General features: G+C 71.8%; 12 protein-coding genes. 1 reads left to right on the top strand and 11 read right to left on the bottom strand.

What is annotated here, in order from left to right; translation table 11 throughout:
- Position 1 precedes the first annotated feature (1 nt).
- Both OG587_RS10760 and OG587_RS10755 read right to left on the bottom strand, forming a co-directional pair.
- Positions 2 to 2,335, bottom strand: coding sequence for a glycosyltransferase (locus OG587_RS10760; protein WP_329089248.1), 2,334 nt, complete (start codon positions 2,333 to 2,335; stop codon positions 2 to 4).
- 227 nt (positions 2,336 to 2,562) lie between these two features.
- The gene (locus OG587_RS10755) at positions 2,563 to 3,360 is read right to left on the bottom strand and encodes a WecB/TagA/CpsF family glycosyltransferase (protein WP_329089246.1); all 798 of its coding nucleotides are present in this window, start codon (positions 3,358 to 3,360) and stop codon (positions 2,563 to 2,565) included.
- A gap of 204 nt (positions 3,361 to 3,564) precedes the next feature.
- On the opposite strand from OG587_RS10755, the gene OG587_RS10750 reads away from it, so the two are divergent.
- Positions 3,565 to 4,113, top strand: a complete 549-nt coding sequence (locus OG587_RS10750; RefSeq protein WP_329089244.1) for a dTDP-4-dehydrorhamnose 3,5-epimerase family protein — start codon at positions 3,565 to 3,567, stop codon at positions 4,111 to 4,113.
- Between the two features lie 50 nt (positions 4,114 to 4,163).
- On the opposite strand, the gene OG587_RS10745 is transcribed toward OG587_RS10750, so the two are convergent.
- The 9 genes from OG587_RS10745 to OG587_RS10705 form a co-directional block, all read right to left on the bottom strand.
- On the bottom strand, positions 4,164 to 5,549 hold the full coding sequence (locus OG587_RS10745) for an O-antigen ligase family protein (protein ID WP_329089242.1): 1,386 nt from the start codon (positions 5,547 to 5,549) through the stop codon (positions 4,164 to 4,166).
- Between the two features lie 8 nt (positions 5,550 to 5,557).
- Entirely contained in the window at positions 5,558 to 6,268 is a 711-nt protein-coding gene (locus OG587_RS10740) for a hypothetical protein (RefSeq protein WP_329089240.1), read from the bottom strand.
- Positions 6,269 to 6,368: 100 nt separating this feature from the next.
- The gene (locus OG587_RS10735; protein ID WP_329089238.1) at positions 6,369 to 7,511 is read right to left on the bottom strand and encodes a hypothetical protein; all 1,143 of its coding nucleotides are present in this window, start codon (positions 7,509 to 7,511) and stop codon (positions 6,369 to 6,371) included.
- 124 nt (positions 7,512 to 7,635) lie between these two features.
- Positions 7,636 to 8,532 (bottom strand): hypothetical protein, encoded by an 897-nt coding sequence (locus tag OG587_RS10730; protein WP_329089236.1) that lies wholly within the window; start codon positions 8,530 to 8,532, stop codon positions 7,636 to 7,638.
- Positions 8,513 to 9,457, bottom strand: a complete 945-nt coding sequence (locus OG587_RS10725; RefSeq protein WP_329089235.1) for a glycosyltransferase family 2 protein — start codon at positions 9,455 to 9,457, stop codon at positions 8,513 to 8,515. Before OG587_RS10725 ends, OG587_RS10730 begins: the two co-directional genes overlap by 20 nt.
- Positions 9,458 to 9,541: 84 nt before the next feature.
- Positions 9,542 to 11,131 (bottom strand): lipopolysaccharide biosynthesis protein, encoded by a 1,590-nt coding sequence (locus OG587_RS10720; protein WP_329089233.1) that lies wholly within the window; start codon positions 11,129 to 11,131, stop codon positions 9,542 to 9,544.
- Entirely contained in the window at positions 11,128 to 12,171 is a 1,044-nt protein-coding gene (locus OG587_RS10715) for a hypothetical protein (RefSeq protein WP_329089231.1), read from the bottom strand. The genes OG587_RS10720 and OG587_RS10715 overlap by 4 nt, the downstream gene beginning before the upstream one ends.
- On the bottom strand, positions 12,168 to 13,490 hold the full coding sequence (locus OG587_RS10710; protein WP_329089229.1) for a DUF4910 domain-containing protein: 1,323 nt from the start codon (positions 13,488 to 13,490) through the stop codon (positions 12,168 to 12,170). The genes OG587_RS10715 and OG587_RS10710 overlap by 4 nt, the downstream gene beginning before the upstream one ends.
- On the bottom strand, positions 13,487 to 14,701 hold the full coding sequence (locus OG587_RS10705; RefSeq protein ID WP_329089228.1) for an NAD-dependent epimerase/dehydratase family protein: 1,215 nt from the start codon (positions 14,699 to 14,701) through the stop codon (positions 13,487 to 13,489). Before OG587_RS10705 ends, OG587_RS10710 begins: the two co-directional genes overlap by 4 nt.

Below are 14,701 nucleotides of genomic sequence, written 5' to 3'. Positions count from 1 at the left end.
CTCATCGCGGACCCGGCGACAGCTCGGCGAGCGCCATCAGCTGCGCGGCACGCGACGACCAGGAGGCACCGAGCACGGATCCCCGCATGGTGTCCGCCGGCTGCAGACCCCCGTCGCGCAACGTCGCGCGAACGGCGTCGATGAAAAGGTCGCCGTCGGCCGCGATTCTCACGCGGTCGGCATAGTTCACGAGTTCCTGGAAATCGGTGCTGACCACCGGCAGGCCCAGCGCGAGATACTCCTTGAGCTTGATCGGATTCGAATTCCTGATCCACGGATTGTCCAGCCACGGCATGATCGCGACATCGAACCCCGATCCGTACGCGGGAATTCGCTCGTACGGCCTGAATCCGAGCCAGTGGACGTTCGGATGGCGGGTGAGGCGTTCCATCGGGACGGTCGCGTCGCCGATCAGGACCAGCGAGACGTCGGGCAGCTCGACGGCGATCCGTTCGAGAAGGTCGAAGTCGACGAGATAGTCGTCCAGCGCGCCGAAGAAACCCACCCTCGGCCCGGGGATGGCGCGGAGGTCGGCGGGCTGTTCGCTCTCCGGGCGCCGCCGGAAGTGGTCGGTGTCCACGCCGTGGTCGAGGAAGTGCGCGCGGTCTCCGGTCATGCCGCTCTCCTCGCCCATCAGCGCGGTGCTGACGTAGACCACGTGGTCGGAGCTTTCGAGCAGGCCGCGTTCCAGCGCCTCGATGGTCGGCCGGTCGGACTCGGGGAACGACGAGTGCCGGTCGGAGCGGTTGAACACCAGCGCGCGCCTGCGCATCGGCCGCACCACGTCCCACGCCGTGGGGATGGTCACCATGATCACGGGCCGGTGCAGCCCGAGTGCTCGCGAGACGGCCAGCACCTGGGCCCGGACCAGCAGCGCGTTCACCCGTCTGGCCAGCGGCGACCCGTAGAAGGGCAGCGGCAGCGGGGACATCACGTAGAAGCCGGGCAGCTCCCGCAGCGGCCTCCTGACGAGCATCGCGACGCTGCGCAGCTTGCGCCCGACGCGCCGCAGCACCTGCGTGGACCTGCCCGGCATCGGCATGCGCATCCCGATGCTGTTGACCACGAGGACCTTCCTGTGGGCGGCGACCGAGCGCATGAGCTGGAAGTCCGAGTGCGCCCGGTTGTGGTACCACCAGTCCTGCGCCGAGAAGCAGACGTAGCCGGGAGAGGCCCTCTCCTCGGCCGGGGAGGACCCCTCCCTGGCCAGAGAGGCCGTCGCATGGGCGGGATCGGCCATCCGGCGAACCGGGGAAACCGTCTCACGGGCCGGGGAACCAGCCTCACGGGCCAGGGAGGCCGCCTCTCCGATCGGGGAGGCCGCCTCACGGGCCGGGGAACCCGCCTCCGGGGCCGGGATCCCGTGGACGGGGGAGGCGGTCGTGGGCCGGGTCGTCGGAGAGGCCCCCTCCTCGTCGGGCAGGAGCGGCCACTCGCGCAGGGGGACCAGCTGGCGCAGGGCGGCCCGGTGCCGCCTCCCGCCCGCCCCACCCTTGGCGACCGCGCGGACCAGCTCGTTGAGTCCGACGGCCAGCCGCATCAGCTGCCCGCGCGGGCAGCCGTACCGCTCCCGGTGCATCCGGACCCGGTTCGCCGACGACAGCGCCCACAGCCGGCTCGACGTGGACTGCTCGCCTCCGAGATGTACGGCCACGGCACGGGGCTCGTACCGGACGGCGAACCCCGCCTCCCCCGCCCTGAGCATGTACTCGGTCTCCTCCGAGTACAGGAAGTAACGTTCGTCGAGGGGATCCAGGGCGTCCAGGCACGCACGGGAGACCATCCAGGCCGCGCCGGACACCCAGTCGGCCGTCTGCGGCCTGCCGTAGGCGGCCGGGTCCACGACCAGCTCGCCGAGCGCCGGGATGCGTCCGGCCCGGTGCCCGCCCAGCAGTGCCTCCCCGAATGCCCTCGGCACGGTGGGACGCCTGCGCAGGGAGAGGTGGAGCTTGCCCGTCTCGCCGGTGAGACGGGGGGCGGCGATCCCGGTTCCCGGCAGGGCGAGCGCCTGCCGGAGCAGGAGCACGGAGCCGGGCGCGAGCCGGATGTCGGGGTTCAGCACCAGTACGTCGCAGCCGTCCGCGGCGGCGATGCCCGCGTTCACTCCGGCGGCGAAGCCCGCGTTGCGGCCGGTCTGGATCACCTCGGCCTCCGGCGCGACCTCGCGCACCCGCTCGACGGTGTCGTCGGCCGAGGCGTTGTCCACCACCACGACCCGTGCCGGACCGGCACCGGCCAGTGCCGCGTCGAGCGAGCGCAGGCAGCCCTCGACGACCTCGCCACTCGAATACGTGACGATCACTATGGCCAGCGGAGGCCAATCTGGAACAGCCATGCGGGAGCCGTTTCTCGTGAGGGAGGACCGCACCGGGAAGGCGGTCGCGCCGGAGGGCGGGGAGTCGCCGGTCGTGCAGGGCGTCTCGATCCCGGACGCGGAATCGCCGCTCAGGTGCGGCGCCCCGGTATCGGAAGGAAGGTCGCCGGTCATACGCGACGCCTTGATGTCAGGAGAAAGATCACCCGTCATACGCGGCGCTCCCCGGTCGGGAGAAAGGTCGCCCGTCATGCGTGGCGCCTCGATGTCAGGCGGGTGCGCAGGGCGCCCGCGAGGAGGGCGATCGCGAACGGCGCGTCGTCGCGCAGGTAGCGGCGGGCCAGGCGGCGCGGTTCCAGGGCGAGCCGGTACAGCCACTCCGCGCCCACCCGCTGGACCGGCCCCGGGGCACGGCTGAACCGTCCGGCCGCCATGGGGATCCCGGCTCCGCAGCCGAGATACCAGGCGTCGGGCAGCTCCGCCCTGAGGGCCTCGATGACCCTTTCCTGCCTGGGGAAGCCCAGCCCGACGAGGACGAGATCGGGTGCGGCGGCGACCACCCCCTCGACCGCCTCGCGCACCCCGTCCGGCGTGCCGTCGAACCCGAAGGGAGGCGAGCAGGTGCCCGCCACGCGCAGTCCCGGGTAGCGTCCGGCGAGAACCCGCGCCGCGGCCTCCGGCACGCCCGGCTCCCCTCCGAGCAGGTAGACCGAGCGGTTCTCGCGCGCGGCCCGCCCGGTCAGGGAGTGCACGAGCGAGGCACCGGTGACCCTTCCGGGAACGGCCAGCCCGGCGAGTCTCGACGCCCAGACCACCGGCATGCCGTCGGCGACCACGATCTCGGAGCGGGTGACGAGGTCCGCCAGGGCGAGGTCGCGCGTGGCGGCGCGGACGATGTCGACGTTCGCGGTGACGATCGCACCGCCGCGCCCCCGTCGCCACCCGGCCGCCACATGGTCGAGAAGCTCCGCCTCGCTGACCGCCATGACCTCGACGGCCCCGACCCGGACGCGCGCGAACCCCGCACCGGCCCCCTCCGGCGTCACCGAGCGCACCACCGGCGGGGACGGCCGGTCCGCGAGAGGAACGTTCTCCGGGGTACGCCGATCGGCACCGTTTCCCGCTCCCCCATGGCCGGAAGGTCCGGCACCGTTCTCCGCTCCCTCACGGCCGAACGGTTTCGTACGCGGACCGGTGCCGTTTTTCGCTTCTGCATGGCCGGGAGGTTCAGGAGTCGGAAAGATGGGCGTATGAGAGTCGAGCGCGCCGAGATCGACGGTGTCCTGCTGTTCGTCCCCACCCAGCACAGGGACGACCGCGGGCTGTTCACCCGCACCTTCGACGCGACGCTCGCCGCCGCCCACGGGCTGCGGCCCGACGCGTTCGTCCAGGACAGCCAGTCGCGGTCCCGCCTGGGGACGATCAGGGCCCTGCACGGCCGGGGCGGCCGGGGGGAGGCCAAGCTCGTCCGGTGCGCCCGCGGGGCCGTGCACGACGTGCTCGTCGACGCCAGGCCGGACTCCCCGACCTTCGGCCGCCAGATGTCGGTGGTTCTCGACGATGAGACGTTCGTTCACCTCTACGTTCCTCCTGGCTTGTTGCACGGCTATCAGGCACTGACCGATCAGGCCGACGTCTGCTACCGGATCGACCGGGAGCACGATCCCTCCGAGGACCTCGCCGTCCGCTACGACGACCCCGATCTCGGCATCCGGTGGCCGCTGCCGGTCACCGCGATCAGCGAGCGCGACCTGGCCGCGGGCTCCTGGGCGGACCTGCGCGACCGGCTGGTCGGGTGACCTTTCCGGCGACCTCACCGGCCTCCTCATCGATCCGCCCGCCCGGCTTCTCATCGATCCACCCGCCCGGCTTCTCCGGCGGGCCTCTCCGGTGGCCGGACGGCCGGGGACCGTGTCCGCCGGGTGGTGCGCAGCAGCGAGCCGGCCGCTCCGATGATCAGGAATGACAGGCCCGTCACGGTCGCGAACGAGCGCAGGTCGAAGGTGGCCGCCCCGACCAGGGGGACGACCAGGCATGCGGCCAGGGTCAGTCCCAGGTCCCGTACGGCGGGGTCGGAGCTGAGGCGGCGGACGCGCAACGCCGCCCAGATGCCGGTCAGGAAGATCCCGGAGAAGGTGGCCAGGCCGATGACCCCGGTCTCCACCAGCGACAGGATGTACTGGTTGTCGAAGATCAGATGCTTGGGCGCGTACCAGGTGCCCAGTCCCCTGCCGACCCAGAAGTGGTTCCCGATCTCGGTGGCCGCCACCGCGTAGTCATGTGTCCTGTACTGGATGCTCGAATCGCTGGACAGGCTGGTGAACAGCCCCAGGAAGACGCTCATCAGGCCGGGCACCGCCACCTTCATCCCCACCAGGAAACCCGCGCCGCCGAGCGCCGCCCACAGCCGCCTGCGCGCGGGCCAACCGGCGACCAGCACCACGCTGACGACGGCGAGCCCGAGTACCGCCGACCGCGAGACGGAGAACATCAGCCCGGCACCGATCAGCGCGCAGCAGACCCACCACCGCAGGGAGGGTTCACCCCGGTCGCGGGCGCCGAACGCGTAGTGCAGCGCGAGAGGGATGATCATCGCGCAGACGACGCCGAGCTCGATGGGGTGTCCCGTGGTGGCCGCGACCCGGCGCAGGGTGTTCCGTTCGAGGATCGCCGGCAGCTCCGCGGTGAAGCGGAAACCGGGAAAGGCCAGGTACTTCGTCAGGTCGAATTCGAGCACGAACTGGAGCGCCGCGATGACCCCGACCGCCGCACCGGAGATCACGAGGCACCTCAGGACGAAGTCCAGCCGCTCCCGGCCCCGGATGCCGTCGCACGCCCCGAGCCCGATGCCCACCGTCGCCACGACGAGGACGATGCTGTGGTCGGCCATGTCGAGCTCGTCGGGCGGCAGGTAGGCGGCGCTGGCGTATCCGTAGGTGGCCAGCATCGCCGCGGTGTACATGAACAGCGCGGTACGTACGGGGTTGGAGCCCTTGGCCGCGCCGAGCGTGGTGGTGAGGTGCGCGCAGAACCACCACAGCGCGGCGAAGAGGCCGACCGCGTCGGCGGGGGTGAGCGAGAAGGGCAGGCCGCGGAAGACCAGCCGCGCCGGAGACAGCATCAGGACCACCGCGAACGCGGCGGCCAGGGTGGCCCCGTCGGCACTGCGGAGGCCGGGACGGTCGAGGGAGGCGACGGGCGCGGGGGCCGGGACCGTGGGAAACGTGCGAGCCACGGGAGCTCTCACCGCCTCAGGAGGGAGGGTTCGGCGGGCAGCCCGGACGCCGCCACGGGCACCCTGCGTCTCCGCTTCCGGGCGTCCAGGAAGCTCTCCAGGGAGAACACCGCGGCGAGGCTGGCGAGCACCCCGAGCAGCAGTGCGGCGGCGGCCCCGCGCGTCTTCCCTCCGCGCTGGGGTTGCGGCTCCGTCGGCGACACCATCTCGTTCATCGTGATGTAGGTCGCCAGGGGCGCGTTGAGCTGCCGCTGGCGACCGGCCAGCTCGACTCTCGCCCGGTCCCTGACCCGCGTCACGATGTCCCGGGCCCCGGACGGCGACATGCTCGTGCCCTCGATGTACACGAACGGTCCGCCGTCCAGCGCCTCCGGGTTGGTGCTGCCGTTGGTGGCTATGAAGGTGGTGTCGCCCTCGGGCCGCACGCCGAGCGACTCCGCCGTCTCCGGCGCGCTGATCACCTGGATGAGGATCGAGGCGGACATGCTCAGGCCCCAGTCGAAGTTCAGCAGGGGATTGGTCAGCCCGTTGGGGCGTTCGGGGTCGCTCGGCAGGCTTCCGCCGGTGGGCGGGATGGTCAGCACGAGCACCGCGTTCGAGACGTAGAGCGTCGGGATCGACGAGTAGACGCCCACCGCGGCGCCGATGGACAGCAGGAACGCCGGCAGGGCGACATACCAGCGCCGTAACACGATGAGTACGGTCCCCCAGAAGTCCACGCGTTTCCCTTCGTCCTGCCTGTCGCCGTCGCCTGCTCGTCGCGATCGTTTACTTGTCGCCGTCGCCTACTTGTCGTAGTCGTCTACTTGTCGTAGTCGTCTACTTGTCGCGGTCGTCGCCCCCGGTGCGCAGGACCGCCACGGTGTCCGGATCCTGCTGGGCCTCCCGCTTCCCGCCGTCCGCCACGGCGCCGACACCGGAACCGGAACCGGAACCGGCCTCCGTAAGGTCGCCGTCCTCCCAGCCGGAGGACTCGCGCGACGCTGCGCCCTCCGAGGCCGGGGGCGTCGGGGACACCGCCTCCGCCGGATAGACGGTGACGGGCGGCTCGGGAGCACCCCTGTGGTCACGACCCCCACGTTTTTTGCCGCCCCTGCCGTTACGGCCCCCGCGACTTTCGCCGCCCCCGGGCTCCCCGCCCTCCTTACCGTCCTCGGACTCCCCGCCCTCCTCGGGGAGGTCACCGGGACGCGCCTCGCCGACCTGGTCCGCCGTGGCCGGTGCCGCGTCCGAGGCCAGGACCGGTACCGGGGCGAGGAACGGGGCGGCGTCCGTGGCCGGGCGGGACTCGCCGGACCACCCGGCATCGGACCTCCGCCGGAACACCCTCCGGCGCTCCACGGCGTACACGGCGCCGAGGCCGAGAAGGACGACGACGAACGACGCCCCGCCCGCGGCCTGCCACGTGCCGCTCCGGTCCATCGCGGGGTAGCCGGCCGGCACCACCTCGACGAACCCGATGAAGGTGGGGCGGGGGGCGCCGAGCACCTCCTGCCTGCGAACCAGCTCGGTCCTGAGGCGGAACTGGGCCCTGGCCATGACGGTACGGGTGACGTCGACGGAGTCGCTCTCCACCTCCACGTACACGAACGGGCCGTTCATGAGGATGCCCAGCATGCTGGGGTTGGTGCGCCCGTCGTTGATCGTGACCTCGACGGGACCGTCCTTCACGATGCCCAGTTCCGTGGCGACCGCCTCGGTGTTCATGGACAGGATGAGGATGCCCGCCGTGGTTTTGAGACCGTCGCTGAACTGCAGCAGCGGGTTGCTCCGCCCCAGCGGCTTGGCCGGGTCCGTCGTTCCTCCGGCGGGGGGCGTGGTCAGCACCATGGAGGCGCTCGACACGTAGCGCGGGGGCACCAGGAGGAAGACGGCCACGGCGGCGAGGAGCGCCAGGCCGACCAGCGGAAACCCGACTCGCTTCCTTCTGGCGAGGTCGAGGATGGTCTTCCAGAACTCCACTACGTCGTCCCCACTCTCCCGAGCGCGCCAGACGCCCAGGACACGATGCTTGTTGATCGCAGCACACGAACTCCTTGTCACTACGGGCGTCACGACGGTGTGGCGGTGGCCTGGGCTCCGCCGCTCACCCGACCCTGGTCAGGGCCTCCGCCTCGTACTCCAGCGCCAGCTCCTCCGGCATCGGGTCGAGGTCGGAGGAACGTACGAAGTCACGCAGGGTGGTACCGGTGCACTCCGCGTCCACGTTGCGGGCGCCACGGCGGGTGCGCACGTCGTCGATGTGCACCGTGCGGAAGTCGATGCTGAAGCGGGTCCTGCCCGAGGTGTTGGGCACCGTGGAGTGCAGCTGGGCTCCGGAGAACACCATGACGCCCCCGGGCTCCGGCACCACCCGCACCTGCGGGTCGAGAACGACGGCCTCCTCGGGACGGGGCTGGTCCCTGGTGTCACCGCGTACGTGCTGGGCGGCGGTGACCCGGCTGGTCCTGTTCCACTTTGCGTAGTCGTAGCGCGCGCTGCCGTTGCGCACCGGGCTGCCGAAGTACTGGGGGTGGAAGGCCATCACGTTCTCCGGGACCACCTCGTAGACGGGGATCCACCAGTTGAGCTGGTTGAACGGGGCCGAGTACCAGCAGTCGCGATGGGGGTGGAAGGCGTAGGAGATGCCGGAGGTGAGGTAGTCGTGGGAGGTGGAGGTGCGCAGCCGGGGCACGTCGAAGTAGGTGCGGTCCAGGTCGCAGCCCAGCTCCTTCAGCACCGCGGGCAGCAGTTCCTTGCACCGGGGGTGATGGATGAACCGGGGCTTGAGCCCGGCGAGCAGCTCGGCGAACTCCTCGACCGGCATGTCGAACTGGGCGGTCTCCGGGTCGCGCTCGCCGAACGCCTCGGCGATCAGCTCCCTGGCGAAGGCGGCCAGCAGCGCGGAGGCGGGCGTCGCCGAGTAGACGAAGACCTGCCCTTGGTAGAGCAGCTCCCTGCGCGTGTTGTCATCCACCACGCTGTTAGAGAAGACGGTGGTCACGGGGTTCTCCTTTCTGGGATCGGTGAAGTTGGGGAGATCTGCCGGGGACGAGCCCCGAGGCGATCAGCGCGAGTTTGCGGCCCCGGCGGGCCGCGGTGAGCCGCTGGCGGCGCGCGTACATGCCGAGTACGGCCGCGCGGGCGCGGCGGTGCTGGTCGGCGGTGAGACCGGCCCCCCGCAGCCAGCGGAACAGCTCCCCGCACTGCAGGAGGGTGGAGCAGCGGGCCCGCCAGGGCGGCACGTCGAGGCGTCGGGCGATCGCGGACAGGCTGTCGTGCTTCCAGTTGCGGTGGGCGAGGACCTCGGGGACGTGTCCCCACGGTCCGGCCAGCGCGAGCTTCGCCGCGAACACCTCGTCCTCGCGGAGCATGTTCCGCCGGGGGATCCTCGCCAGGGGGTCGCGCCGCAGCGTGCCGTACAGCGGGTCGATGAGCAGGTGGCTCTCGTTGAGCAGCCGCAGCATCTCGGCGAACCGCTCGACCGGGTCGTCCGAGGCCAGCCCGGCGCGGTCGAGGGGGGCGGTGGTGACGGTCCCGTCGGGGCCGGTGTAGGCGACCTGCGTGGTGACCAGGACGAGCCGGTCGTCCTCGGCGAACGCCTGGAGAGACCGGGAGACGCACCCGGGCTCCAGCCGGTCGTCGTCGCCGACCCAGCGGAAGAACGTGCCCTCGACCAGCTCGGTCGTACGGACGAAGTTGTCGAACAGGCCCACGTTCTCCGGGTGCCTGCGGTAGACGATCCGGCGGTCGGTCGCGGCCAGGTCGCGGCAGATCTCCTCGGTGCCGTCCGTGGACGCGTTGTCGGAGATCACCAGCTGGAGGCGCTCGTGGTCCTGGCCGAGCACCGAGCGGACCGCGCCCTCGATCCGCCCGGCCCCGTTGCGCACGGGGAGCACGATGGACACCAGCGCGTCGGAGTTCTCCACCCGGTCTCTCCTCTCGTAGGTCTCGTAGGTCTTGTAAGTTCGTGGATCTCGTGGGTTCACGGGTCCCGTGGGTCCTGCCGGTGGTCAGCGGGCACGGGCCGGGACCATCCGTGCGCCGAACCGTTTGAGCCGCGTCACGGGTACGGCGATCAGGACGTACGCGAGCAGTCCCCCACCGCCGGCCACGCAGAGCTGGACGAACGCGGAGCCCGCGGTCATCCCGCCGCCCGTCGCCCCGCCCATCACCCCGCTCGTCAGGCCGGCGAGCGTCACCGTGACGGCCGCCGCGACCACGGCGCCCAGCAGCGGGCGTACGAGGGCCGGAAGGACGGGTGCCAGGCGCACCCCGGCGCGGCTCAGCACCAGTGCCGCCACCGGCAGGGCGACCAGGACACCGGCGAGCGCGTGCCCGATCGCCGCGCCGCGGATGCCGTACCAGTGCGTGCCCGCCCACAGCGCGGGCACCAGCGCCACGGCCCAGCCGAGGTTCATCCACACGGTGGCCCTGGTGGCGCCCGCCGAGGTGAGGATGTCGAAGGCGAGGGAGATGAGCATCCGCACGACCATCAGGACCGCCAGCACCGCCAGGACCCCGGCGGCCGGGGCCCACTTCCCGCCGTAGAGGAACGCCACGATCGCCGGGGCCAGCGTGGCCGTCACCACGGCGACCGGCAGCACGAACGCGACCAGCAGCGGCACCGAGCGCTGCACCCCCAGCGACAGCGACTCCGGCCGCTGCTCGGCCAGCCGCGAGAAGCTGGGCACGGTGACGTACCGCAGGGCGGTCCCGATCACGCTGGGCACCCAGCTGGAGACGTTGAACGCCAGCAGGTAGAAGCCGAGGGCGGCGGGGCCGAGCACGGCGCCGACGATGACGTAGTCGGCGTTCATCAGCACCGCCTCGATGCCGAGTCCCAGGGCCAGCGGCGCCCCGAACCGCAGGAGCCTCACCGCCACCTCCCGGTCGAAGCCGAGGCGGAACGGCAGCCCGGCCCAGGCGAGCACCAGCGCGCCGGTGACCGTGTTGGCCGCCACCTGCCCGCAGGCGAAGCTGTAGGCACCGGCGCCGTTCGCGGCGAGCGTGACGGCCACCCCGGCGTTGACCAGCGAGCCCGCGATGTTGGCCTTGGTCAGCCGGTCGTGCCCGAAGCCGCGCATCAGCGAGCCCGCCCGCACGGCGGTGACGCCGTCGATGAGGATGATCGCGGTGAGCAGCCGGACCACCGGGGTGGCCTCCGCGCTGCCCGCCAGCTCCGCGAAGTACGGGGCCACCACCCAGAAGATCCCGTACATCCCGGCGCTGAACGCCATGGCCATGACCGTCGCCGTCGGCGCCATGTCCTCGACGCGGCCCCGCCACTGCACGGTGGCGGCGATGATGCCGACGTCGTTGACGTGCATGACGAAGGTGGTCGCGGCGAGCGCGATGGCGTAGAGGCCGAAGTCCTCCGGTACGAGCAGCCGGGCGAGCACGAGTCCCATGACGAAGGTGGTCGCCTTCGTCCCCAGGTTGCCCAGGAGACTCCAGCGCAGCCCGCGACCGGCCTTCCTGCCGATCGTCCCGACCTGCTCACCGGCCGTGCCGACGCCACCGGCCCCGCTGACCGGGTCGGTCTCGTCGGCCGTACCGACCGCGCCCGTCTCGCCGCCCGTCTCGTGGGAGGACCCGCTCAACTGGGCTCCTCGACGCGTTCGAGCCAGATCTCCCGCCAGAACGGTACGAACTCGCGCGGGCAGCTGACGTTGTACGCGCCCGCGCAGACGACGCCGTCCAGGATGATGCAGGGGTTCTTCATCCGCAGCATCCGGCCGGTCTTCTCGTCCAGGCACCTCTCGACGCGGGCGCTCACCCGCGCGACGTGGCCGCAGTAGCGCGACATCTCCTCCTCGAACCCCATGCCGCGGTTGAGCAGGCCGTCGTTGAGCGTCTTGAGGATCTCCTCCTTGGACTTGACCCGGACGAGCTCTCCGGGCCGCAGGTCCAGGCTCAGCGTCGGGGTGGTGGGCCCCGACTCACCCCTGACGAACCCCCAGCGCATCCCGCCCCTGATCCACAGCCACCTGGGCAGGACGCGCTTGCTGGCCTGCTGGAAGCGGTTGAACAGCCCGACGAGGAACGAGCGCAGCATCCAGGGCACGCCCACGTTCCCGGTACGCACGTCGGCGACGTACTGCCCGACGTCCTTGAACGGCAGGCAGGTGGGCGCGGCGCGCAGCAGCTCGGTCGCCTGGCAGGAGAAGCGCTCCTCCCCGTCGGGGCCGGGCTCCTTCCTGGTGGCGGCCTGCAGGATCGGCAGCAGGGGCCTGCCCTCGGCGAGGCCGTTCCCCGCGGTGGGACCCGTGACGGGAGAGGCCGGGGAGTCCGGGTCCACCCGCTTGAGCCAGGCCTCCTTCCAGTAGAACTGGCAGGCCGTCTGGCAGCCGCCGTGCGCCTGCCCGTCGCAACGGGCCCCGGTCAGGTGGACGGCACGCTCCATCCGCCGCATGCCGCTGCTGCTGATCGTGTCGCAGAGCTTGTGCGCCACCTTGTGCACCGTGAGCCGCCGCCCGCAGAAGGCCAGCATCTCCGGCATGAAGGGCAGCTCGTCCAGTTCCCCCCTCTCATCCAGCGTGGCCATGATCTCGGCCTCGCCGAGCACCTCCACCGTCTCGCCGACCCGGAGGTTGAGCGCCTCGCCCGCCCGGGAGCCCGTCACGACCTGGAACCGCGTCACAGCGAACACTCCTTGAGAAGTCCCGAACCACGAAGGGCCCGTGCCGCCTCCGCCACGGCACCGAAGGGAAGATCGGACCGTTCCGCGATGTCCAGGAGGCTGTGCCTCCCGTCGGAGAGGTTCAGCACCCACAACATCGCCATCTGGGTCTCCTTCGTGTCGCTGCGCCCGCCCAGCGACCCGTACAGGCCCCGCCTGCCCAGCTGCGGTTCCCCGTACGGGCTGAGGTTGAGGTAGGCGCGGTTGTCCTCGAGCACCCGGGTGACCTCCCAGCAGGTCTCCAGGGTGTCGGCCATCGCCTCGGGAGAGACGAAGTCCGGGTTGTCGGCGGAGGTGTGGTATTCCGGGTAGCCCGCGTACGGGGTCCTGGTGAGCGAGCCGACGGGCAGGTCGAAGCCGGGCGAGCAGAACTGCCGCTCGTCGTAGCCGTACGGGGAGAAGTCCACGACCGTGTGGGCACGTCCCGAGCTGCGCAGGACGTGCCGCACGGCCCTGTCGATCTCGGCGTCGCCCCGCCTGCTGCGCTTGTACGTCAGCGGGCCGCGGTCTCCCGCGCAGGCCAGCACCAGGCCGTGCCTGATCCGCCCGGCGCGCTCCCGGTTGCGCGCCAGCCAGGTGATCGCGCCGATGGTGCCCGGCGCGAACAGGAAGCGGTAGGTGTACCACGGGTCGGCCCCGGCCAGCCGCCGGGCGAGCCGGACCGCCACCGCGATCCCCGCCAGGTTGTCGTTGGCGAGCGAGGGGTGGCACACGTGGCAGGAGACGAGCACCTCCTCGGCGACCCGGCCGGGCACCACGTGCTCGCCGTAGGTCAGGTGCCCGTCGGAGAGCGTGGAGTCGATCATGACCTCGTACGGCCCGTCGGGGAGGCCCTCCAGGGTGTCGTGGGCCAGGCAGAAGCCCCACGTCTCCGCGTAGTAGCTCGTGCGGTACGGGACCAGGGCGGGCTGCTCGGGGAGCGTGTGCAGGTGCCCGCGCAGCTCGTCCAGGGACATGGTGGCCGCCACCGGGACGCTGTAGCCGACCACGTGCAGGTTCGACGCGGCGAAGTCGACGACCCTGGTCCCCGAGGCGTCCTTGACGTAGGCGTCGCGGATGTTCCACTCCCTGGGCACCGTCCAGTCGAGGACCTGGGTGCCCGTCGGCACCTCGCGGACCTGCAGGCGGAGGGACTCCCCGACGATCTCCAGGGTGCGGCGCACGCCGTCGCCGGTGATGCTCCTGCAGAGCGGGTAGAGCCGCTCCACGAGGGCGTGCATCTCGCGCGCCTCGTCACCGCCCCCCGCTTCCGGTACCCGGCCGCCGGTGTCGCCCGTCACCGTTCACCGTCCCGCACGGCTACCGGCGCCCCGTCACCATCGACCACCCCGCCCGGGATCGGGGCGCCGTCACCACCGACCACCCCTCGCGGGGGCAGGGCACCGTCACCACCGCCCACCCCAGCCGATGTCAGGGCACCGCCACCACCAACCGCTCCGCCCGGAGTAGGGGCACCGTCACCACCGGCCGCCCCGCGCGGTCGCAGGGCGCCGTCGACGGTTCCGGCCTCGCGCCGGGCCGACAGCCACGCCAGCCTGGTGAAGCGGCGCTGGAAGCCCTCCTCGGTCAGGCCGAACCTCCCGTACGCCTCGACCAGCTGGACCGCGCCCGCCTTGACCGTCCACAGCGCCCGGTAGCCGGGAAGCGCGTCGCGGATGCGGGAGAAGTCGACCCGGTAGGAGCGCGGGTCGGCCCCGGTCTCCCCGGTGATCACGACCTTGGAGCCGGGCACCGCCTCGGCGACCTCGGCGGCGATCTCCGCCACCGTCACGTTGTTCTCCTCCGTGCCGACGTTGAACGCCCTCGCGTGGACCGCGTCGCGCGGGGCGGCGAGCGTCATGGCGAAGGCGTTCGCGATGTCGGCGGCGTGCACCAGCGGGCGCCACGGGGTGCCGTCGGACAGCACCCTGACCTCCCCGGACAGGAGCGCGTGCCCGACGAGGTTGTTCAGCACGATGTCCGCGCGCAGCCTGGGCGAGAACCCGAACGCGGTGGCGTTGCGCAGGAACACCGGGCTGAAGTCGTCGTCGGCCAGCTTGAGCAGGTCGTTCTCCACCCGGACCTTGGAGTCGGCGTACGGGGTGACCGGGCGCAGCGGCGCGTCCTCGTCGACCAGGTCCGAGCCGGAGGCGCCGTAGACCGAGCAGGTGGAGGCGTACAGGAACCGGCGCACGCCCGCGTCGCGGGCGAGCCGGGCCAGCCGCACCGAGGCGCGGTGGTTGATGTCGTAGGTCAGCTCGGGCGCCAGCGCGCCCAGCGGGTCGTTGGACAGCGCGGCGAGGTGCACCACCGCGTCCACCCCCGCCAGGACCTCGGGGGTGACGTCCCGCAGGTCGACGGCGTGTCCGGGCGGGTCGTCGGGCGCGGGGCCCAGCAGGCATCCGGCGAAGAGCCCGGAGTCGAGCCCGGTCACCTCGTGACCCGCGGCGGCGAGCACCGGGGCCATCACACTCCCCAGGTAGCCCTGGTGCCCGGTCAGCAACACGCGCAT

It is taken from the genome of Streptosporangium sp. NBC_01469 (assembly GCF_036227305.1).
Lineage (GTDB): Bacteria > Actinomycetota > Actinomycetes > Streptosporangiales > Streptosporangiaceae > Streptosporangium.
This window is presented reverse-complemented; position numbering and strand designations above follow the sequence as displayed.